The following is a 22,894-nucleotide window of genomic DNA, read 5'->3' as shown; positions in this document are numbered from 1 at the left end:
TTACCCTTTCCTTCCAAAAAGGCCTTGTGGTTTCCACATGAGGACAACGATCATAGCGATAAAGGCCAGAGCATCTCGAGGAAGGGGAACGTGAGCAAAACCGATAAGAACCGTTTCAGCGATTCCTAAAGCAAGAGAAGCAATAACTGCTCCGGGAACAGAACCTAACCCTCCTACAACGATAAGAGCCAGTGCCTTATAAGCGGGTACAGCCCCCATTCCCGGGGAGACAGTATTGTAGTAAATTCCCACTAAAACTCCGGCGAGGGCAGCAATTGCAGAACTGATAAAAAAACTGAGGTCTATAATACGTTGGCTGTTAATCCCAAGAGAACTGGCAACAGCCATATCTTGAGAGGTGGCTCGCATAGCAAGCCCTGTTTCTGTCTGTGTCGAAAAATACCAAAGCAGGAAAAAGACGAGCGCGGTAATGATGTAGATTCCCATAAGATTTGATGAAATAACCATTCCCTTGATTTTTAGAGTAGGGAAAGGAAGCGTCAAAGAGTAGGTTTGTACAGTTGGTCCGGCAATGAGACGAATAAGCTCTTCCATGCCGGTGAAAATAGCAATACTACTTATTAGAGGAACGTAAGGAGGAAATTTCAATAAGGGGAAATATATGTAGCGCTCTATTGCAACCCCTAGAAAACCGCAGAAAACCATACTCGCAATCATGGCAAGAAAAATATTTCCAGTTAATGAGTATATACCAATGCCTATATAGGCTCCAACCATATATACCCCAGCATGAGCAACATGAAGTATACCAAGAATGCCATAAACGAGAGCGAGCCCAAGAGCAATCAGAGCATATGTTGAACCTGTGGCAAGACCGTTTAAGATTTGTTCAATAAGCAAATACATTCCCAAAATCACCCCAATGCTATGCAAAAAATATTATTCAAAAAATTTGCCGCAAGAGAGAAGGAAGAGCGACAAGCTCTTCCTTCTCTTTATCTTTTTATAGGGTTATTTCTGCTTCCAGGCTTTATTTACAGTATTTTTAACAAGGGTATCGTTAGGAATGAATGGAAGGGTGAAATGATAATCTTCAGTGTATTTTTTGTTGATGTTTACGGCGACTTCTATAGCGTGATCGCAGCGGCTCCAAGCCCTTCGGGCGACACCGCTTAAAACGTCCCACATCATAGCTGATTTGATAATTGCATCTGCCTCTTCTGATCCGTCAAGAAGCAGACCAAAGCCACTGTTTATAACCTTACCTATGCCAACTCCTCCTCCATTATGGAGAGCAACGAGAGACATGCCTCGTGCAGCATTTCCTGCAAAGCATTGAGAAGCCATATCGGCGCATATGTTGCTGCCATCCTTAATGTTTGAAGTTTCTCTGTAAGGAGAGTCTGTTCCTGAAACGTCGTGATGATCTCGTCCAATCATAACGGGGCCTATTTCTTCATCTCGCACCATTTTATTGAAGGCGAGAGCTATATTCCTTCGGCCTTCTGCGTCTTGATAAAGTATTCTGGCTTGAGTGCCTACAACAAGCTTATTCTTTTCTGCATCTCGAATCCATATATAGTTATCGCGATCTTGAGGACGACGATGAGGATCAATACAGTTCATAGCTGCGTGGTCGGTTTTTGAGAGATCTTCTGGTTTGCCACTTAAACATACCCAGCGGAAGGGGCCGTATCCGTAATCGAAAAGTAAGGGGCCCATTATATCTTCAACATAAGAGGGGAAGATGAATCCTTCTCTTGTGTCTTCTCCGTTTTTGCAGATCTCTTTGACGCCAGCATCAAATATGGCTCGCATGAAAGAGTTTCCATAATCGAAGAAAAAAGTGCCTTTATCGACAAGTGCCTTAATACATTCAAAATGTTTCCTAAGAGTGGCGTCAACAAGGATTTTGAATTGTGCAGGATCTGAGTGAAGCATTTCAGTTCGCTGTTCAAAGGTTAATCCTTGGGGGCAATATCCGCCATCGTATACGGCGTGGCATGATGTTTGGTCTGAGAGTAATTCTATATGAACACTTTCTTTAACAGCATATTCAAGCAAATCGACAATGTTCCCATGATAGGCGATGGAAATCGTCTCTTTTTTGTCCATATATTCTTGGGCCAGGGTGAAAGCTTCTTTGGCATTGTCTACAACTCGAGAAACCCACCCCTGATCGTATCGAGTCTGAATACGGGAAGCATCTACTTCAGCAATAATGCCGACGCCTCTAGCAATTTCTACAGCTTTTGGCTGGGCTCCACTCATGCCGCCCAGGCCTGAAGAGACGAAAAGATGTCCCGCTAAATCTTCATCATTTTTGAGGCCGAGATGAAGACGTCCCGCATTGATAATGGTGTTGAATGTGCCGTGAACAATACCTTGAGGGCCAATATACATCCATCCACCTGCAGTCATTTGTCCGTAATTTGTAACACCTAACTGCATAAGGCGATGCCATTCTTCCTGATTATCAAAGAGTCCGATAAGAAGACCGTTTGTTATGATTACACGAGGAGCATCTGGCTTTGATTTGAAAAGTCCTACTGGATGTCCTGAAGAGACGACAAGTGTCTGGTTGTCAGTGAGTTCTTCCAGATATTTTTTAATGAGACAGTACTGCATCCAGTTCTGGCAGACCTGGCCTGTTTCGCCATAGGTAACGAGCTCGTATGGGTAGAGTGCCACATCGAAATCAAGGTTATTATCAATCATTACCTGAAAGGCTTTTCCTGCAAGACACTTTCCCTTGTATTCATCTATAGGTTTACCATAGATACGTTTCTTGGGTCTAAAGCGATAGCCATAGATACGTCCTCGCGTTTTGAGCTCGTCCATAAATTCAGGGGCGATCTTTTCGTGAAGTTCTTCGGGTATATAGCGGAGAGCATTTTTCAGCGCAAGTTCGGTCTCTTTTTGATTTAGAGTCCATCCTCTGTCTGGAGCTCTTCGAATGTTTTTCTCAAACTCCGGATATTCAGGAAGCTCGGCATCTAATTTAATGGTCATTGCCTCAGAAACTAAATGATTTGTACTTTCCATGAAACACACCTCCTCTGAGTCAGAAAAATTTTCTATGCAACTAAAATTCCCTTTTTATATACGGAAATTACTGGTGATACGCCGGCATGATAGGCGAGAATTGCGGGAGATTCACCATCGAGAAGTAAAAAGTCGGCTTGCTTCCCTACTGTGAGACTGCCTATACGATCTTCCATGCCGAGAGACCATGCCGCGTTAATTGTTGATGCCACAAGAGCTTCTTCCACGGTCATATTCATATTCATTACTGCGAGACCGAAAACAAAGGACATGGATTCGGTAAAACACGATCCAGGATTGCAATCAGTAGCAAGAGCAACGGGAACATCAAGTTCAATCATGCGTCGTGCGGGAGCGTATGGCTTTCGAAGGCTATATGCTGTTGCAGGAAGAAGGTTGGCAATAACCTTCCCTTGAGCCATGGCTTTTAAATTTTCTTCTGAAGCGGCAAGAAGATGTTCTGCTGATACTGTTTGAAGTTCTGCTGCAAGGCCTGCGCCTCCTGTATCATGAACCTCATCAGCGTGGATTCGTGATTTGAGCCCATATTTTTGCGCTGCCTGAAGAATTTTTCGACTTTGCTCAATGGTGAAAACACCTTCCTCGCAAAATACATCGCAAAATTCAGCTATTCCCTGCTCGGCAACGGCAGGGATCATCTCGTTGGTAAGAATGTTGACAAAGGTGTCCGGGGCTTCTTTATATTCTTCTGGAATAGCATGGGCTCCCATGAAGGTGATGGCGACGTCAAGGGGTGTTTCTTGTTGAATTCGACGGATGACTCGCAGCATCTTCAGTTCAGTCTCAGTTTCAAGGCCATATCCGCTTTTTATCTCAATTGTCGTTGTGCCAAAGGAGAGAGCGGAAAGCACATTTTCAAGAGTTGTCTGAAAGAGTTCCTCTTCGCTTGCTTCTTTTACGGCTTGCACAGACGAAAGAATGCCTCCGCCTGCCTTTAAAATGTCGAGATAGGGGGTTCCGGCAAGTCGCAAAGCAAATTCCTTTTCTCGTCTCGCCGCGAAGCAAATATGAGTATGGGGATCGACAAATCCAGGGATAAGGCAGCAGCCTTGGCAGTCGATTTCCATATCAATATCATGGAAAGAAAGACCTTCTAAAACATAACCTTCCTCTCCTATCTTTTCGATGAGGCCATTACGGCAATAGATTGCGCCATGAGAAATGGTGTTAACTTTTCCCTGATCTTTTCCCGAGAGTGGGCTGTCTTTAGATTCTGGGGTAACAATAGTTGCGTTTCGGAAGAGTGATGTAATCATGCTTGTTCCTCTCCCATCAATTCAAGCAACTTGATTTCTAAAACCTGATTTCGCTTAAAATCGTCTATTTGCATATAGTAAGCAGAGCTTTCAAGAATAGCTGCGGCGGGGATCATGCCGTATACTTCTGTCCCGTTGATCGTTACGCCCCAACGGGCTGCCTCTGCTTTGATCAGCTCAAGCACTCTGTACATGGCAGTTTGTTCATAATCAACGAGATTCATGCTAACCTGCACTAGTCCTTTTTCTTTCAAGGCAAGGCCTATAGCCTTAACGCTGGTAAAGCCTCCTGTAGAAGCACGGAGATGACGGGCAATGCTTTTGGCAATATCAACATCTGTTGTGTTGAGATTGACATTAAAAGCGACAAGAAATTTTCGAGCTCCAATAACTGTTGCACCTGCCGTGGGATGGAGGCAAGGTTCTCCTATATCGGGGCGGCGCTTTTCTTCCCTTACTTCGGTTTTGAGAGCTTCATACTGTCCTTTTCGAATAACCTCAAGGCGTTTCCTTTCAGGGTTGAGAGCTGCTTCTTCATAGAAATAGACTGGAATTTCAAGCTCATCAAAAAATCGTTTTCCAAAGGTATGGGCGAGTTCGACACATTCTTCCATTGTGATTCCTGAAATAGGAGTAAATGGAATAACGTCAATAGCTCCAATACGTGGATGAGCTCCCTGGTGAGAGTTGAGATCTATGGCATCTCGAGCTACTTTAGATGCTTCTATAAGAGCGTTGCAGATAGCTTCAGGTTTACCTGCCAGACTCACAACCATCCTATTGTGATCAACGTCAGCTCTCGAGTCTAGAACGTAACATCCCTGGTGGCGCCTAAAGGGGGCAAGAATGGCATCCATAACATCTTGCCGTCTTCCCTCACTGAAATTCGGAACACACTCTATGAGTTTCGGCATGGGTAAAATCCCTCCATTTTTATAATTGTGATGATATTTGTCTTCCTGCTTCCTTAAGAAGGTTCAGAAGTATTTCAACCTGGCCGTCAAAACTTGAAGAAAGGCCCGCAAGGCCAAGCTGGCAGATAAATTGATTGCTATGGTCGAAAACCGGAATACTTAAGTCTCCGGCATTTATCATCCATTCTTCTTGACTGAAAGAGTATTTTTCCGTCTGAATTTTTTTAATTTGCTCTTTGAGTTGATCTGGATTGGTAATAGTTTTTGAAGAAAAACGTTCAAGTTCTTGCGAGAGAACGATTTCCTGAATTTCAGGTTTTGCGAAGGCAAGAAGTATTTTCCCCGTTGCTCCTGCATGTAGAGGAATAGCCATTCCCTTATGGGCGACAAATTTCAATGCCGTTTCCGGTTCCACAGAATGAATACACTTTCCTCCAGTTCCATTAAGAACAGAAAGAAGAACGGTTTTTCCTGTTTTAGAAAGAAGATCTTTCATATGCGGATCGCAAAGTTGAATCAGTTCATGGTAGAAAGCTCGTCGATTGAAAAGGAGATAAAAACGTATGCCAGTCCTAAATTTTTCTGTAATTGGATCTTGATAGACCCACTCATCTTTTTGCAGGGAATGAAGAAAGCGATGGACAGTTGTTCGTGGAATGCCTGTTTGTTCTTCTATTTCTCGAATACTCAGAAGGTTGTCTGCTTTACTCAAAGTTTCCATGATAGTAATGATGCGATGGATAGTATCATGACGGGAAGAAGAAGGTATCATCTATACACTCCTTTCAGAATGGGACATATTGTCCCAAATCAGTAATCACGTTACTCCAATGTATATAAAAAGTCAACTATAGAGGGTTTTGCCATCATTTTGCTATACTGTAAATTAAGAGCGAAAGGGGGAGAAACTATGAATTACAGAACAATGCCGGGGATGGATGAAGAACTCTCTATTCTTGGTTTTGGATGCATGCGTTTGCCATTAACTTCTGAAGGAATAATTGATGAGGGCGAAGCTACAAAAATATTGCGTTATGCTATTGATCATGGCGTAAATTATGTAGATACGGCTTGGCCCTATCACAACGAGATGAGCGAACCCTTTGTTGGGAGAGCCTTACTCGATGGCTACCGTGATAAAGTCTATCTCGCAACGAAACTCCCATCATGGCTTGTAGAAAAGCATGAAGATATGGACTCCTTTCTTAATGAACAATTGCGACGTTTACAGACAAAAACAATAGATTTTTATTTGGTTCACTCATTAAATAGAGAACGTTGGAATAATATGGTGAAGAACGATGTCTTTTCTTTTCTTGAAAAGGCTATAGCTGATGGCCGTATTCGCCATGCAGGGTTCTCTTTTCACGGAGAGTATGAGCTTTTTGAAGAAATTTTAGATGCATGGCATTGGGAATTTTGTCAGATTCAATACAACTACCTTGATGAAAATTATCAGGCTGGAACTAAGGGATTGAGAGAAGCTGCTTCTCGTGGCCTTGGCGTTATTATTATGGAACCTCTCCGAGGCGGCAAGTTGGCAACGAATGTTCCAGAGCCCATTCAGAATCTATGGCAAGAAGCGGAAGAAAAAATGAGCCCTGCTGCTTGGGGTTTAAGGTGGGTGTGGAATCACTCCGAAGTATCTGTTGTTCTAAGCGGAATGAATTCCCTTAACCAAGTGAGAGAGAACATCATTGTGTCTGAAAAGGGAGAACCTGGCACTCTTTCCCATCATGATCTGGATATTGTGGAAAAGGTAAAAAATGAATATAAGAAACGGATGAAAGTGGATTGCACAAATTGCCGCTATTGCATGCCTTGCCCGCAGGGTGTCAATATTCCTGAATGCTTTAATCGCTATAATATGGCTTTCATGTTTGATGATGAAAAGATGGCAAAAGATACATATTTTGTATTCGTAAAAGATTACGAGAGGGCAAGTTTATGTGTCGAATGTGGAGCGTGCGAGGAAGTTTGCCCTCAGAACCTTCCTATTCGACAGTATTTGAAAGATGTTGTTGATCTTTTTGAGGCAGACAAGGAAAAAGAGTAGGATTTGGCGATCTTTGTTGAAAAAGGCAAGCCGAAGATAAAACTATTGAGTCTTTTCTTCGACTTGCCTGATATTAGGTTTTGCAGAGTTAGAACATTTCTATAAAAGCGCTAATACGTGTCGATAGTTGTCCTGTATCGCTTCTTGAGTAATCGGTTTCCAAAGAAAGATAAGGTATATTTTTTTGTTCCCGAGCAAATTCTCGAATAGTATAGGTTTCTATATTGTAGGTATGGCATGCTTGTAAAACGACTTCCACAATACCGTCAACATGATATTCGTCAATAATATCGGAGAGTAGGTCAAGGCGCCCCCTATTAGGAGTCAGACATGAACAGCTGATCTGTAGATAACGCTCTGTCAATGCGTCCATAGGATGTTTGTTCTCATCCACAAAGCGAGATACTGATTTGAGGCCGCCACATGTTTCAAATCCTACGACAGCCCCTCCATTGTCCTCTATAATTTCGATAACTTTTTCAACATTCCCACCAATAGGACATCCAGTAATGAGTATGCGCGGCTTTGATGGTGAAATTCGCCGTTCCCCTTTATCCCAAGCTTCTTTAACAAGATGAGTAATCTTTTCGATTTTTTTAATTAGTTGTTCTTTGTCAAAGGTCTTGTCTGCGTATTCTGTCATAACGCGAATCTCTCGTCCCGTAATAGCTGGAGGTGTAAGGGCTGCGAGTCGGTAAAATTCGATGAGAGCTTTTCGCTCCCTGTTTAGAAGATAAATTTCCCTCTCAAGGTCATCGTCAGTGATAGCAACGTGAAAAGTCTCTTCGATTTTTCTCTTAAGAAGATACATTTCCTTTCGCCAATACTCGAAATCTTCTGGGCGACTATTGGTTTGTGGTAATTGCATAACGTGCGTAGGTTTTATTTTATTTAATAATTCGTACATCTTCTTTTTGCCGTCACACGTTGTTTCTCCTACTACAAAATCACAGAAGTGAAGGTATGGACACGTATCCGTTAATGCGTATCCGTAACTAGATTTAACAAGAGGACACAGATTGCGGGGAAGATGTTGTTCTGCAGGAGCAATACTTTTTTCTCCAGTACCACAAAGTCCGACAGGTATAGCTTTTCCTGCATAAATAAGCTCTTTAGGGGAAAAGGCGCAATAGTAACCGACAACCTTTCTTCCCGCTTCACTTGCTTCTTTTATATATACAGTACCATCACGCAAATGTTCTCGAAGTTCGTCAAAAATCTGATCAGTTGATTGGGTCATCAGTATTCCTCCTTATCTGCCACGTTAAGAGCTTTGACTGCTGCACCTATCGCTCCTATAAGTTGTGGAAAGGGCAATGTCACGAGAGAGCATGGAAGAGATTCAGAAAGAAGAGATGCGGTTCCTTCAAGAGAGGCAATTCCGCCACTGAAAGCGATCTTTTCTGTTGATGGAAGAGCACCTAAAAGAGGAGCGATCTTGGCTGTCATAGAGTTGAAAACTCCCCGAGCGATTTTGCCCTCATTGATGCCGTCATTAAGAAGAGAGATCACTTCGCTCTCAGCAAAAACGGCACATACTGAGCTAATGGGAACACCTTTTTCCTCATTTTGGGCCAGAGTAATGAGTTCATTAATATTTCGTCCGAGAATATGGGCCATGTTTTCCAAAAAGCGTCCTGTTCCGGCAGCGCATCTATCATTTAAGCGAAAATCAAGAACATGTCCTTTCCCATTCATACATATGGCTTTGCTGTCCTGTCCGCCAATATCGAGTAAACATCGAGTTTCTGGTGCCATCATGATAGCTCCGGTGGCATGAGCTGTAATTTCTGTTATTACATTCCCCCGAGGAATAAAATCTTTGAGGCGATGCCGTCCATATCCTGTTAAACCAACTATAGAAGCATCAGGAAGACTTTTTATAAAATCTTGGATTTTACCTGGAACTGCTGCTTGAACAGAATAGTCGACAATCTCTTTATCATTCATCAAAACCCATTTAGATGTGCGACTACCCCAATCTATGCCAATTACCTGAGTGTTTTTAGAAGAGCGTCTATGCGTGTTCTTAATTGGCCTTCATCTCCCAACGTTATATCCTTCTTTGGTTAATTCTTCATACGAATAAAAATTATAACCAAAGAGAAGAGAAATAACAATAGAAGCCAAGGAAGGGGTTCCCTTGGCTTCTATAAAAACGTGCTTGATAATAATTAACGATTATTGAACTTAAAGAACCGCTTTAACCATTCCTCCATCAGCGATGATTGTCTGTCCTGTAATATAGCTATTTGCTTCAGAAGAGAGAAAAACAGCAAGACGGGCATATTCATCAGGCATGCCATATCGTCCTAAAGGTATCTGATCTATTGCTTGGCGACTTACTTCTTCAACCGAGACTCCTTTTTTTGCAGCTAAAGCCTGGTCGAGCTGACGTATTCTCTGTGTGTCAAAACGTCCTGGTCCTATGGCATTAATAAGAATGTTGTAAGGAGCGAGTTCTTGTGAGAGAGTTTTTGTCAATCCAATAACGCCCAGTCTGAATGTATTCGAAAGTATAAGATTTTCTATAACCTGTTTCACGGAAGATGATGTGGAGTTGATGATCCGTCCCCATTTTTGAACCTTCATGAAAGGAAGAACTTCTCGAATTGTACGGACGTAGCTGAGAAGATTAAGCTCAAAAGCATTTTGCCATGCTTCATCATTGAAAGTTTCAAAGGTTCCTGCAGGTGGCCCTCCTGCATTATTAACAAGAATCGATATAGGTCCAAGTTTTTCAGTAGTAACGCGCACCAGATTTTTTATCTGCTCTACTTGTGTAATATCGCAAGCCGTATAATAAGCTGTAACACCAGTATCGTCCGTGAGTTCTTCAACTGCACGACGTAATTTTTCTTCGTTGCGGCTGGCCATCATTGTAACAACACCCTCCATTAAAAAACGTCGGGCCATTGCCTTACCCAGTCCACTACTTGATGCCATGATGAGGGCGACCTTTCCTTTTATACCAAGATCCATTTCTTTTCCCCTCCCTTTCAAAAAACTTTATAATAGTATTCTGTAAATTCTGTTTTTATTCAAGAGGCAAGATTACTTTTTCGGCATTTTATCGGATAAAGGAAGATATTCTTCATGATAAAATTAACTGGATTTATAAATAAAGAATACATTTCTCAAAGGAGAGATTTCTATGTCTAAACATTTATTTTTTCCCGTTCTTGTCGCAAGTTTGGCCGTTGTGATTTTGTTATGGAATGCAGGAAGTGCTTCCGCAGCTTTGCCTCCCCTTGTTTCTCTTGAAGATTTTTTCAAAAATCCTGAAAAAATATCTTTTTCTCTTTCTCCAAATGGAGAATATTTAGCATATATGAAACCATGGCAACGAAGGATGAATGTATATGTTCAAAAAGTAGGTTCCAATGGTGAACCGAAGCGCCTTACAGAGGCTATATCTCGAGATATAGCCGGATATTTCTGGAAGGGAAACAATCAGATTATTTATGTTCAAGATTCAGGAGGAGATGAAAATTACCATCTCTTCTCTGTTGATATAACTGCTCAGACAAGAAAAGAGCTAACGCCTTTTTCTAATGTACGGGTTTCTGTTGTTGATGACTTGGAAGATGTGGAAAACGAGATGCTTATTGCTATGAACCGCCGCGATCCACGTCTTTACGATGTGTATAGAATTAATATTTTGACTGGAGAACTTACTCTTGTTGCTGAAAATCCTGGAGATATTGCAGGATGGCTCACAGATAATGACGGGAAATTAAGGGTTGCCGTTCGGAGCGATGGTGTACAAACGAGTCTTCTATATAGAAAAACCGAAACGGAGCCTTTTAGAACTGTTGTAACGACGAATTTCAAGGACTCTATAGATCCGCTATTTTTTACCTTTGACAATAACTATCTTTACGTGGCGTCGAATCTCCACCGCGATAAGAGCGCTATTTATCGTTATGACCCGGAGACTGGGGCTTTTCTTGATATGATATATGAACATCCTGATGTTGATGTTTACGGGCTTCTTCGCTCAAAAAAACGTAAAGTTATTACAGGTGTTCGATATATAACAGATAAGGGGCACTATCAGTTTTTTGATTCAGAAAGGGAAGAAATACAAAACACAATTGAAAAGAAGCTTCCAGGTTATGATGTTGTTGTGGCAAGTATGACCCGAGATGAAAATCGGATGCTTGTTTATGTAGGTAGTGACAGGACATTAGGAGCTTATTATTTCTACGATCGTAAGACGGGGGACTTTAAAAAACTTGCAGATTTAAGCCCGTGGCTTAAAGAAGAAGAGATGGCTTCCACAAGGCCTATTTCATATACCGCAAGGGATGGCCTTACTATTCATGGATACTTAACTCTTCCAGTGGGAGTTGAGCCTAAAAATCTTCCTGTAATAGTTCATCCTCATGGTGGGCCATGGGTTCGAGATACATGGGGATTTAGTCCCGAAGTACAATTTTTGGCCAATAGAGGATACGCTGTTTTGGAGATGAATTACAGAGGCTCAACTGGTTACGGTAAGAGTTTTTGGGTCGCTGGCTTCAAAGAATGGGGCCGCAAAATGCAAGATGACATTACCGATGGAGTGCAGTGGCTTATCGAAACGGGAGTAGCCGATTCGGAGAAAATAGGCATCTATGGTGCTTCTTATGGAGGATACGCGGTTTTGGCTGGATTGGCATTTACTCCCGATCTTTATGCATGTGGAGTTGATTATGTCGGACCGTCTAACATCTTTACTCTTTTAGAAACTCTCCCCCCCTATTGGGAATTAGGTCGTCAGATGATGTATGAGCAAATAGGTGATCCGGAGAAAGATAAGGAGTTGCTCCGAGCGGCATCCCCTGTTTTCCATGCGGATAAGATCCAATCCCCGCTTTTTGTTGCTCAAGGAGCTAACGATCCTCGTGTAAAAAAGGCCGAATCTGATCAGATAGTAGAAGCGCTACGTAGGCGAGGTGTCGATGTGGAATATATGGTAAAAGAAAATGAAGGACACGGCTTCAGAAATGAGGAAAATCGTTTTGATTTTTATCGGGCAATGGAAAAATTTTTAGCGCGTCATCTTCAGGGACGGGTTAAAGAATAAACGGGAGTAAGAGGAAGTGAACAAAAAGGGGTTTTCAGTTAAGAAAACCCCTTTTTGTATAAAAACAGCACATAGCTGCTGTTGTTGTTTCTGCTAGATTCTCCAAAAGATTGAAATCAACATTGCTTGTCGACCATAATGCAACAAAACCTCGGAATATGTTCCCTTCAGTTAGAGTGACAATAATGTCAGCTCCCTGAATCTCTTCAAAAGCCAGTAATTCGGGAGCGTTTAAAAAATCAAAAAAGGAAGAGGCCATCTCAAAAGAAGAAAAAATAGAAATATTGGGATCAGTGATAGAGAGAGGGCAACTATAAAGACATTTGCCTGAATGAATAACTTTCCCGTCTTGATAAGTTCCATGGAAAACGTAACTTTGTCTTTCAGAATCCCAAGCGACGATTAAACTTTTATGGCTTTGGGTTACTTCGCTGAACATATCAAGAATACTATCTAATAAACTGCGTCTCTCCGTTTGTCGCATGAGATGCAGTGTTGCATTGTGAAGAGCTTGAAGAGCAAATGTTTGACTTGTCAATTGTTTAACAGCACTATCCCTTTCTTCGTGAAGGCAGGAAATCGATAGCGCTTTGGAAGCAATGTTGCCAAGAAGTTCAAGAAAATTCAAATCCTCTTGTTCTAATGCTCTATTCCATTTTAAAAGACAATAAAGTCGCTGCTTTTTACTAAGAACAGGAAGAAAAACGGTCCATTTTTTTGAAAGCTGCGCGTAATGATTTTCTCCGAAGAAATTTTTGTGTTTTTCATCGATAGGAAGAGGCGCAGAAGTGAGAAACCTTTTAGTCAGAACAGCGTCGCGTTCTGGTATGGCATGAAGTTTCCCTTCGAGCAGATGAAGCATGTCTCCGTCATCGTGAAGGATCAACAAATCTTCTGGGAAGAGACTCTCTCGTATAACATCGCCTAAAAAAGCGGCGAAATATTCAAGCGGCATAGGCTCAAAGATAGAAGCAAGAGTACTTTTTGTTGCTAATATCATATAGTCAAGGCGAGAAAGACGATGCTCTATCTTTTCTTTTTCTTTGAAAGATTGCCAGATGTCGATGATTCCTTCAAAAGCGGGCAATGTTTCCAGGAATGAAGAAGATGGTTGTTGATCAAGAAGAAGATAAAATGACCATTTTTCGCCTTTTATGGAAAGCCCCCATTTCCATGTGCAAGAAAATAAATCTACGTTAATTGGGAAAGGGCTTAAAGACATCTGGTTTGAAAAAAGTGAAGCAATATGTTCGTTTTTATCAGAAAGAATAAGGCTGGAAGGAGTGATGCCAACAGCTTCAAGAAGAATAAGTTCATCCTTTCGAGATTCCAAAAGAAGGGCTCGATTTGTATAATTCGAAAGATAGTCGGCAAATCGGTCTAAAATGCCTCCATGGAGGATAAAAGACATCTTTTCGTAGAGGTCATGCACGATGATTTCACTTCCTTTCACCTTTTATTAAAGTTAATTTAAAAACCATAGTACAGGATGGACGTTTATTCGTCCACCGTAAAAATAGTTTGCCTGCTAGAATAATGTTTACATAGTTTAGTTTTTGAAAAGGAGGTTCTCTAAAGGAAAGAATATGGAAGAAAAGCTTTCTGTTTTACTTGTGGATCAAGATCTAATGACGGCTTCGGTTATGAAGCAGTTTATAGTTGCAGTTCCTGGTTTTTATGTAGCAGGTATTTCTACGTCTTTGCCTCATATTTGCGTTACTCTGCAAAAAAATCAGATCGACCTCGTTGTCTTTGAGCCTTTGGGGTTAGCGGAGAATATTGCTGAGGTTGTGGGGCGTATTCATCGTATATCCCCTATGACAGCTTTTATAGTGGTTTCATCAAAAGCAGATCAATTTTCAGTTCGACAGGCTTTAAGCTTGGGAGCTCTCGATTACGTATTAAAACCTTTTTCCTTCGAACGTTTTAGAAGGGCTCTCTATATATGTCAGGACAGGAAAAAACTTCTGAGTACCCTTCCTAAAATTTGTATGCAAAACACGATTGACGAAGTTATTGTAGCTCAGCGAGAGAGACTTTTTTTTTAGCTACCTTCCCAATGGAATTCAAAAAGAAACTCTCGAACAAATGGCAGAAACTCTCTCTTCTTTGCAGGAAGCAGCTACTATTGATGAGATAGCTCAATTGACAGGCTTTTCGCGAACGACGACGTGGAGATACCTTCATTATTTGTTGAATATAGGAAGGATTGTTTCAACTCTTGAGTATCAAGTTGCGGGCAGACCGCTGAAGAAGTTTCTATATATTAAATAAAGCCCATTCTATCCCCTTCTTTTTAATTATTTTATATAGGAAAATAAGCTCTCTATCCATGAAATAAAAGGATAAAATATGAAATATTTGGTTTTTTTATTGTCACGTGGCTAAAACCAGATATGATTTTTAATCATATCTTATTGAATATTTTTCAAATTACACAAAGGGGGACATGCCAACGTGACGATTAAAGCCAGACTTTGGGGGATGCTAGCAGTTATTCTTATCGTGATTGCCGTAATGACGGGAATTACGTACTATCGAGGACAATCTATTCTTGTAGATACGATTAATAAGACCGGTATTGAAACAACGCGAGAAGGGACAGCTCTTATTGATGGTTATTTTGAGCGTTTGACAGGTATTCTCAATACTTCAGCGGAATCACTACGTCATAGTTGGGTCTACCTGAATCTAACTGATGAAGATAACATTGAAAATTTTGTTACCAATTTGACCAATCGGAACAAAAGAGAAGGAATTATGAACATCTATATGGGAATAGAGAAAAATGGTCGCCTCGCTGACGGAACAGGATGGAAAGAGCCGGAAGGGTACAATGTTCGTGAAAGACCTTGGTATAAACAGGCAGTCAATGCAGGCAAAGTTGTTCTTACCGATCCTTACATAGATATGGTGACCAATGAAGTCGTTTTATCTATTGCTATGCCTATTTATGATAATTCAGGAGCTCTTCTTGGTGTTGTTGCCGAAGATGTAAATTTGTCGAGCCTATCTGAGATCGTTGCGTCTCTAAAAATTTATGAGACGGGAGATTCAATGTTAATCACTCATGATGGACTTATCGTTTCTTCTCCTCATGCTGAAGATGTTATGAAGTCTAATTTATTGAAAGACAGCAAGTTCCCTGAAGCGTTAAGAAATGTAGCCCAAAAAATGCTTGATGGTGAAGAAGGATGGGCAACATATTCATATGGAGGAGTCGACAAAATCGTTTTTTATGCACCTACTAAACATGGGCTTCCTCTAGCAGTCTTTTTCCCTCTCGCTGTCATTACTAAGATTATCCGTTCTCTTACAGGGGTATTGCTTATCGTTTCGGTTATAGCCATTATCGTTATTGCTCTTATAGTCTTTACTATTGCGAGAGGCTTGGCTCGTTCTATTCGGCATATGGAAGAAGCGACAAACAAGATTGCAGATGGTGATCTCACAACAAAATTTGATACAAAGGGTAAAGATGAAATAGCCCGTATCTCAGAACACCTCAATGGTATGGTCGATCGCCTTCGTGATCTTGTCTCTTCTGTTAAGAACGAAGCTGTAGATACATCACAGCGAGCAGAGACTCTAGCCTCGTTATCAGAGGAGACTGTTGCTTCTATGGAAGAGGTTGCCGGTGCTATTAACCAAGTGTTGGAAATGTCTGAAAGCAGTTCCTCAGCTTTGGAAGAAACAAACGCTTCTATTCAGGAAGTGGCTGCTAGTGCTCAATCTGCGGCTAAATCTGCAACTGACGGTGCGGAAGGATCTTCAAAGGCAGTTGAGATCACGGAAACAGCCGTTGAGGATGTAGATTCAGTTATTAATAATATAGCGGAAGCTGTTCAGGGTTCGAAAAAAGGAGTTAAAACGATCCAATCTCTTGGACGTTCAGTTGCGGATATTTCTGGATTCGTTGCAACCATAACTTCTATTGCCGATCAGACTAATTTACTGGCTCTTAACGCTGCTATTGAAGCTGCTCGTGCTGGAGATGCCGGACGAGGTTTTGCCGTTGTTGCCGAAGAGGTAAGAAAGCTGGCAGAAGAGTCAGCCCAGGCAGCTCAAAAAGTAGAAGTCCTTATTGTGGAACTTCAAAAGAGTTCCGAAAGCTCTATTGGAGCCGCCAATGATACTGGTCGGATACTTGAGAAAACCATGAATCAGGCCTCCTCTGCGCAGGAAAAACTTCGCGAGGCTGTTGCTGCAGTTGTTAAAGTTTCTGAGGCTGTTCAGAGTATCGCTGCTGTCTCCGAGGAGCAGGCTGCATCTAGCGAAGAAATGACAAGCGCAGTGCAAACTGTTACAGAATCTACAACGGAAGTTGTTCAGTCAGTTAGTAACATCAAAAATGCTTCTGCCGAAACCACAAAAGCAGCAGAAACAATTGCTCAGGAAGCACAAAACATGTCTCAGGCTGCGGAAACACTTTTAAGTCTGGTCTCTCAGTTCAGAGTTGATTCAGGTCAAGAAAGAACAGGTCTAGTTCCTGTAAAATAAAAGGTTAATGTTATAATCAATAACCTAAAAGTTTAAAGAAGATATATTTCAAATATAAAAAATAAGAGTCCCCATGGGTGAATAGCCTGTGGGGACTCTTATTTTAAATAATAAAAATATTACAACAAGACTTGAGAAATGGGACAACTAGATTAAACTGTATGTACCATGAATTATATTGGCTATTTTTCTGCAAGGGGGATGTGGGATGTATGGGTTTTAACAAACTTGGGACGCGCATTACTGCTATCGTCGTTATTTTGATTCTTGCAGCAATTGGAGGAGTAGGTTTTTTTGCCCTTCAAAAGAGCTCTTCTGCTTTAAGTGAGGCTGCAGTGGCTTATGAAACCTCTGAAGCAGAACGTATTGCTAAAACACTCGATAATACTTTTGGTCGATTTAACGGTTTACTTCTTGCCTTGAACGCTACAGTAAAGACTCGCTTTAAACCTGTTATGGCACGAGCACTTGGAATGGATTCCTATGTTGCACAGTTTGCGGCTACGAACGTCCAATTCGTTTCAGAACTTGGTGCGCAGGTTGATGAAACCCGCGAAATTTTTGTTTGCTTCAACCCTGAGGAGTTTGAAGGCGATAAAGTACATATGGTGAGTTTTTCGAGGGAGAACGAAAATTCCATTTTTAGATATTCTGAAAAAACTCCCTATGTAGTTGCAGATCTTTTAAATCGAGAAAAAGATGAGACCTCTTGGTTTTGGCGTCCTCTGGACACTAAAGAAGCAGTGTGGGGAGATATCGTCGTTCGAGAAGGTGGCGAAGAGATGATTCCCTACTCTATGCCTGTTGTGGTTGAGGGAAAGGTTATTGCCATCATAGGAATGCTTTTTGATTATTCTTTTGTACGGGATACTCTTCAAAATATTCATCTCTACGAAACAGGATACTCCTTTTTGCTCAATAGAGATCTTCAGTTTATGTATCATCCCGAGTTTTCTTTCGAAGGCCCCTCTTTTAAAGAGATAGAAGGCGGACATTTAGCTGAATTTACTAATCAGATGCTTAATGAAAAATCGGGCCTCTTTGTTCATGATATGAACGGTGAACCTGTAGCTGTTGCCTATCAGACTCTTGAAAATGGTTTCATTCTTGGTGCTGTAGCTCCTCAGAATGAGGCTTTGGCAGCTATATCTGCTCTTCGAAAAGCTATTCTTATTGGTGTATTAATTGCTATTGCTATTGCCGTACTCGTTATTTTTGCTTTCTCAAGAAGCTTGTCTGTTCCCCTGAATCACGTCGTTCAAGTGGCTAAAAAGATAAGTTCCACAGGAGATCTTTCTATACAGTTAGAAACATCTTCTTCAGTAACTGAAATTCGTGAGCTTGTAAGTGCTTTTAATACCTTGATTTTGGGGGTAGGCGAAGTTGTTGCGGCTATTCGTGAAAATGCGGAAAAAGTTCTTGAAAGAGCAGAAAATCTCAATACAGCAGCAGAACAAGGAACTGCTTCCGTTCAGCAAGTTGTCGCCTTGACAGAAAAAGTGAGTCAAAATACTCAAGACTCTGCGGCGGCCGTCGAACAAGCTAATGCGGGTGTTCAAGAAGTGGCTGCCAGTGCCCAGTCTGGAGCTAAGACTGCATCGGAGGCTGGGGAGAGCGCATCTCAGATTTCCGAAGCTGCAGAGCGAGGTGGAAAGGCTGTTGATGCTATTGCCAGCCTCGTTGAAGAGGTGGCGGGAGCCGGTAAAAAGGTGGGCTCTGCTATAGATGAACTTGCCGGTTCAGTCGATGGTATTACTGGTTTTGTCAATACAATTACCCAGATTGCAGATCAAACAAATTTGTTAGCTCTTAATGCAGCTATCGAAGCGGCACGAGCTGGAGACGCCGGTCGGGGTTTTGCTGTTGTAGCAGAAGAAGTTCGTAAACTTGCCGAAGAATCAAGCAGAGCTGCTTTGCAGGTAAGCGATGTAATTTCTGAAATTGCGAATCGAACAAAAACAGCGACAAATGACCAAAAGGGCTCAGAGGCAAAGGTTAATGTGCTTGTAGAAAAAGCAGCTGAGACTAAAACTGTTATTGATGATGTCGTCGATAAAATTGCCTTGGTGAACGAAAGTGTTCAGACCATTGCTGCAACAATGGAGGAGCAGTCTGCAAGTGCTCAGGAAATGACGGCAGGAATGGATAATGTTGCTAGAACAAGTCAGGAGATTGCAGATCAAGTGGCACAAATTACTCGCTCTATGGATGAGCAAGGAGAGGTGTCTCAATCTATTGCTGGCGCTGCTGGCGAGCTTGTTCGATTGAGTGAGGATATGCAACAGGCTGTTTCTAAATTTAAACTTAAACAAGAGCAAAAGAAACAAAGCACAGGACTTGTTCCAGCAGAAGCGTAGACTAGATAAGAAAGGGCCGCTCAGTAAAGCGGCCCTTTTTCGTAATAAAATTTACGACGTAAGGTCAAGGCGCTTCCGTGTCTCTTCCGTAGGTACTCCTTCTTCGTCCCAACCTCGTAATTTATAGTATTCGGGAAGCATTTCAGGAACTCGACTGAGCTTTCCCTTTCCAGGTCCTTCTGGTATCGGCTCTTTCAACAATCTAGGTGGAAGTGTATCTTCTTTTGACGGGATAAGTCCTTCCCGCAAGTTGAAAAGTCGCTCAAGATTCCAGATCCTTTCTCCGCACGTCATTATTTCATCTCCAGTATAGTCGAACCCTGTTGCTGCTTTTAAGAACGCTGCATAGTCAGAAGCATCAAGGGCAAAGGATGTGAAAAGACACATGCCTGAAGAATCAATAGTTGCGGTAAGGTCGTGGAATATTTTTGCCCACATTGGTTTTTGTGATATATCATCAGGGTCAAGCTTTTCAGGGGCTCCGAGTATCTCCGGAGAGATAAGATAACCTCTGACATGACATGCTCCTCGATTACTCACTGCATATGTCAAACCTATTCCCTGAATTCCTCTGGCATCGTACGCTGGCATCTCTTGCTTTTTTACGGTCATAGAGAGCTCTGGATGTCCATACATGTTACATAATTGCCAAGAACCTTGAGCTAATTTTTTGCCAAAGCCCTCCCCTTTTCCCATCTTCTCTGTCCAATATACGATAGCTTCCTCATTCCCAAAGGTTAGTTCAGGGCCACCTTCGAGTTCTTCTTTTGCAATGAGTTTTTTTTCATATAGCTCCATTGCTGCGGCAATGGTGACGCCGGCACTGATCGTATCGAGGCCGTACTCGTTACATAGATAATTGGCGCGAATAATAGGTTCAATGGATGCAATGCCACAACATGCGCCAAATGCGAAAATTGTTTCGTATTCAGGCCCTTCTCCTGCTTTGTCTTTTACTTTTGTTATTCGTCCACATCCTATGGGGCATCCAAAACAATGATAGTTATTTGTAAGATATTTTTCTGCTAATATCTCTCCAGATTGTTTGTCGGCGTCATCCATATATGCACCTTGCCAGTTCCTGTATGGATACGCTCCTGTTTGGTTAATAATATTGACTAAAATTGCTGTCCCGTATGTAGGAAGACCTTGGCTTGTGACAGGATGGGCTTTCAGTTTTGCCATTTTTTCTTTCAGCACTGAAGAAAGTTCTTTGGAATTTGATACATAAGGAGAATTTGTTCCTTTCACAACAATGGCTTTTAGATTTTTTGAACCCATTACGGCTCCGACGCCACTTCGTCCTGCCGCTCTGTTTTTGTCGTTCATAATAGAAGCTATACGGGAAAGTTTTTCTCCCCCTGGGCCAATACATAATACTTTTGCTTTCGCATCATTGATTTCTTCAAGGATTTTATCTGTTGTCGCATGCGTATTGAGCCCCCAAAGATGGCTTCCTTCTTTTATTTCCACATGATCATTTTCGATATACATATATACGGGATGATCCGATTTCCCTTCAATAATAAGCATGAACCAACCAGCTTTAGCTAGCTCAGCTCCCCAATATCCGCCGGAATTGCTTGATGCAATATATCCGGTTAAAGGGCTTTTGGTTATGACCATATAACGGCCGGCGGCAGGTGCACTACGGCCTGTTAAGGGACCTGTAGCGAAGATGAGACGATTCTCAGGACTAAAGGGGTCAACATTGACAGGGTTTTCGTCAAAAAGAATTTTAGAACCATATCCACGTCCACCAACATACTTGCGAAGAAGTGAATCATCCACTTCTTCTTTGCTGATTTTGCGAGAAGACAAATCTACCCGCAAAATGGTGCCTAAACGGCTTACCATGGGTGTCTCCTCCTTCTCTCCACTCTTTTATCATTCTATATGTTTCTTCTCTCAACTCTATTTCTTTATACACAAACAATCCTTAAAAGTGTTGGCTTTTTTCTCCGCATATCACCTCCTTAATCTAAAAATTAAAGGATTGAAGGTTCGTATAAGTGGTTAGCCTTCCAATAGCGCTCTAAAATCTCAAGACGAGATGAAACTTTATCGCCAAGCTCCTGGGCTATACTGAGAATAATGCAATTCAATGTACTTATTGGAGCGGCAAAAGAGTCGATGAATGAGATTGGTGTGTATGGTATTGCCACGACATGAAGGGCGTAGGTAGCTAAAGGACTTGTATATTCATCTGTTATAGCAACTGTTTGTAAGTCATTTTCTTTAGCATGACAAAGTACATTAACAGTCCATGTTGAGTATCGAGGAAAACTAATTCCTACAACGACACTTTGCTTTGGCGCATTGACAAGTAGCTCGTATGGAGTATCAAGGGGCATCAATTTTACATCTGGTAATAGCCATGACAGGTAGAATGAGAGATAGTAGGCTAGAGTGTATGAGCTTCTATAACCAGCGATATAGATGGCAGGAGCCTTAACGAAAAGAGAAGCAAGATCTTGAAGAATTTCTTCATCAAGACGAGACCTGGCCAATTGCATAGCGTTAAGATCTTTGCTCATTGCCGTGTCTAAAAGTCCTTTTTCACCTGAAGATCTATATTTTTCCAAGCGTTCGAGAGTCGATAGATGATCAATGAGCATATTCCGAATTGCCTGATGAAGTTCCAGATAGCCAGATAAACCCAATGTATAGGCGAATCGGATAACTGTCGCTTCGCTTACTCCAACATGTGAACCAAGTTGTGATGCTGTTAGAAAAGCGGCCTCTCGTGGTTTCTCTAAAATGAAGCGGGCAACTTTCTTTTGCCCCGGGGATAATTCATTCATTTTTGCTGTAATGAGTTCTTTTAACATAGCTAGTGTCTCCCCTTTTGAGTTTCTTTGTCAATTAAAAGGTCGATATTGCCCTCAAGTTGAAAAAAAATATCCTTTGAGATATCATGAGAATATTCTAACATATTTGCATATTTTAATTTTATTTTTCATGTTTTAACTCTTGTATCTTTAGCTTCACTCTTCACGCAATAGAACAGCGTTGTTGGTGAAAGAAAGGAAAGAATGAGAAGACTTTCTGTGGAGTGAGCAAAAGATGAGAAAAGGAGAATGGGGAGAGAATTTTAAAACCAACCCCCCTAGGCAAATTGCTCTTCCCCTTGAAAATGAATTAGAGTATCTGGAACAACAAGATGACAATATGTTCCAGAACCCTTCTCTTTGGTTTTCTGCCTCTCTCCATCACCCCGATCTTCTTGTATGTTTTATTGATGAAGACGGGCGCCTTCGTTTTTGGAATAAAACAGCGGAACGTGTTACAGGGTATAGTTTTGAATTTCTTTCAGGCTCAAGAAAGTGGCTTTCTTTACTCTATGCGAATGTCGAGAATTGGCAACGTATGCTTTCTTCCCTTCGGACCTTGGCTTTGATGCAGGGGGCTTCTGCAAGTATTGAGACAAAGATAAAAAAGAAAGATGGCAAGCCATGCACGATTCTATGGGCGTGCAATAATGTAATGCCCTCAGATGACTTCCCTTTTTCCGGTGTTGCTTGTTTGGGAATAGATATAACTGCTCGTGTCAATAGAGAAAAACGTTTAACGTGTAGATGGGCCAGAGTTTCGTTCCGTTTACTTAGGTAAAGTGAAAGAGATAATGAAAAAGGCGGGCACCTCTCCTTTATACTGGTGTTGCTCAAACAACCAAAATAAAGGATATAGGAGGTAAACCCGCCATGACATCA

General features: G+C 41.6%; 18 protein-coding genes. 7 read left to right on the top strand and 11 right to left on the bottom strand.

From position 1 onward, the window contains the following. The 5 genes from VB083_RS03935 to VB083_RS03915 all read right to left on the bottom strand — a co-directional run bounded on the left by VB083_RS03935 (position 1) and on the right by VB083_RS03915 (position 5,969). Positions 1–867 carry a branched-chain amino acid ABC transporter permease gene (locus VB083_RS03935; protein WP_213690034.1) on the bottom strand — a complete coding sequence of 289 codons (867 nt, stop codon included), beginning with the start codon at positions 865–867 and terminating at the stop codon, positions 1–3. Positions 868–972: 105 nt separating this feature from the next. Then, positions 973–3,006, bottom strand: coding sequence for a urocanate hydratase (locus VB083_RS03930; RefSeq protein ID WP_213699685.1), 2,034 nt, complete (start codon positions 3,004–3,006; stop codon positions 973–975). Between the two features lie 32 nt (positions 3,007–3,038). Further along, positions 3,039–4,283, bottom strand: coding sequence for an imidazolonepropionase (gene hutI, locus VB083_RS03925; protein WP_323401768.1), 1,245 nt, complete (start codon positions 4,281–4,283; stop codon positions 3,039–3,041). Beyond that, positions 4,280–5,197 carry a glutamate formimidoyltransferase gene (gene ftcD / locus VB083_RS03920; protein ID WP_213690031.1) on the bottom strand — a complete coding sequence of 306 codons (918 nt, stop codon included), beginning with the start codon at positions 5,195–5,197 and terminating at the stop codon, positions 4,280–4,282. Before ftcD ends, hutI begins: the two co-directional genes overlap by 4 nt. A 19-nt stretch (positions 5,198–5,216) precedes the next feature. After that, entirely contained in the window at positions 5,217–5,969 is a 753-nt protein-coding gene (locus VB083_RS03915; RefSeq protein ID WP_213690030.1) for an IclR family transcriptional regulator, read from the bottom strand. Between the two features lie 138 nt (positions 5,970–6,107). On the opposite strand from VB083_RS03915, the gene VB083_RS03910 reads away from it, so the two are divergent. Then, complete coding sequence (locus VB083_RS03910) at positions 6,108–7,253, top strand: aldo/keto reductase (RefSeq protein ID WP_213690029.1); 1,146 nt, start codon at positions 6,108–6,110, stop codon at positions 7,251–7,253. An 88-nt stretch (positions 7,254–7,341) separates the two neighbouring features. Here the strand turns inward: VB083_RS03910 and VB083_RS03905 are convergent, their stop codons facing one another. The 3 genes from VB083_RS03905 to VB083_RS03895 form a co-directional block, all read right to left on the bottom strand. Continuing rightward, complete coding sequence (locus tag VB083_RS03905) at positions 7,342–8,493, bottom strand: double-cubane-cluster-containing anaerobic reductase (RefSeq protein ID WP_323401767.1); 1,152 nt, start codon at positions 8,491–8,493, stop codon at positions 7,342–7,344. Then, positions 8,493–9,239 carry an acyl-CoA dehydratase activase gene (locus VB083_RS03900; RefSeq protein ID WP_323401783.1) on the bottom strand — a complete coding sequence of 249 codons (747 nt, stop codon included), beginning with the start codon at positions 9,237–9,239 and terminating at the stop codon, positions 8,493–8,495. Before VB083_RS03900 ends, VB083_RS03905 begins: the two co-directional genes overlap by 1 nt. 204 nt (positions 9,240–9,443) lie before the next feature. Further along, a complete protein-coding gene (locus tag VB083_RS03895; RefSeq protein WP_213690027.1) occupies positions 9,444–10,235 on the bottom strand; it encodes an SDR family oxidoreductase in 792 nt (263 codons plus the stop codon). Between the two features lie 172 nt (positions 10,236–10,407). Here VB083_RS03895 and VB083_RS03890 point away from each other — a divergent pair, with 172 nt between their 5' ends. Beyond that, positions 10,408–12,324, top strand: coding sequence for an alpha/beta hydrolase family protein (locus VB083_RS03890; protein ID WP_213690026.1), 1,917 nt, complete (start codon positions 10,408–10,410; stop codon positions 12,322–12,324). Between the two features lie 34 nt (positions 12,325–12,358). On the opposite strand, the gene VB083_RS03885 is transcribed toward VB083_RS03890, so the two are convergent. Then, on the bottom strand, positions 12,359–13,756 hold the full coding sequence (locus tag VB083_RS03885; RefSeq protein WP_213699686.1) for a hypothetical protein: 1,398 nt from the start codon (positions 13,754–13,756) through the stop codon (positions 12,359–12,361). Between the two features lie 154 nt (positions 13,757–13,910). Between VB083_RS03885 and VB083_RS03880 the strand changes: the two genes are divergently transcribed. The 4 genes from VB083_RS03880 (at position 13,911) to VB083_RS03865 (ending at position 19,181) form a co-directional block, all read left to right on the top strand. Next, positions 13,911–14,372, top strand: coding sequence for a response regulator (locus VB083_RS03880; RefSeq protein ID WP_323401766.1), 462 nt, complete (start codon positions 13,911–13,913; stop codon positions 14,370–14,372). A gap of 40 nt (positions 14,373–14,412) precedes the next feature. Next, positions 14,413–14,598, top strand: a complete 186-nt coding sequence (locus tag VB083_RS03875) for a helix-turn-helix domain-containing protein (protein ID WP_323401765.1) — start codon at positions 14,413–14,415, stop codon at positions 14,596–14,598. Between the two features lie 183 nt (positions 14,599–14,781). Continuing rightward, entirely contained in the window at positions 14,782–16,824 is a 2,043-nt protein-coding gene (locus tag VB083_RS03870; RefSeq protein WP_323401764.1) for a methyl-accepting chemotaxis protein, read from the top strand. A 212-nt stretch (positions 16,825–17,036) separates the two neighbouring features. Further along, positions 17,037–19,181 carry a methyl-accepting chemotaxis protein gene (locus tag VB083_RS03865; RefSeq protein ID WP_213690022.1) on the top strand — a complete coding sequence of 715 codons (2,145 nt, stop codon included), beginning with the start codon at positions 17,037–17,039 and terminating at the stop codon, positions 19,179–19,181. A gap of 51 nt (positions 19,182–19,232) precedes the next feature. Here VB083_RS03865 and VB083_RS03860 read toward each other — a convergent pair whose 3' ends face one another. Beyond that, positions 19,233–21,038 carry an aldehyde ferredoxin oxidoreductase family protein gene (locus VB083_RS03860; RefSeq protein ID WP_213695546.1) on the bottom strand — a complete coding sequence of 602 codons (1,806 nt, stop codon included), beginning with the start codon at positions 21,036–21,038 and terminating at the stop codon, positions 19,233–19,235. 131 nt (positions 21,039–21,169) lie between these two features. Next, positions 21,170–22,012, bottom strand: coding sequence for a MurR/RpiR family transcriptional regulator (locus VB083_RS03855; protein ID WP_213690020.1), 843 nt, complete (start codon positions 22,010–22,012; stop codon positions 21,170–21,172). Positions 22,013–22,247: 235 nt separating this feature from the next. Between VB083_RS03855 and VB083_RS03850 the strand changes: the two genes are divergently transcribed. Next, on the top strand, positions 22,248–22,793 hold the full coding sequence (locus VB083_RS03850) for a PAS domain S-box protein (protein ID WP_323401763.1): 546 nt from the start codon (positions 22,248–22,250) through the stop codon (positions 22,791–22,793). The last annotated feature ends 101 nt before the right edge of the window (positions 22,794–22,894 follow it).

Source organism: Aminobacterium sp. (assembly GCF_034926885.1).
Taxonomy (GTDB): domain Bacteria; phylum Synergistota; class Synergistia; order Synergistales; family Aminobacteriaceae; genus Aminobacterium.
The sequence above is the reverse complement of the archived record's forward strand: the minus strand, read 5'-3'. Positions and strand labels throughout refer to the sequence as shown.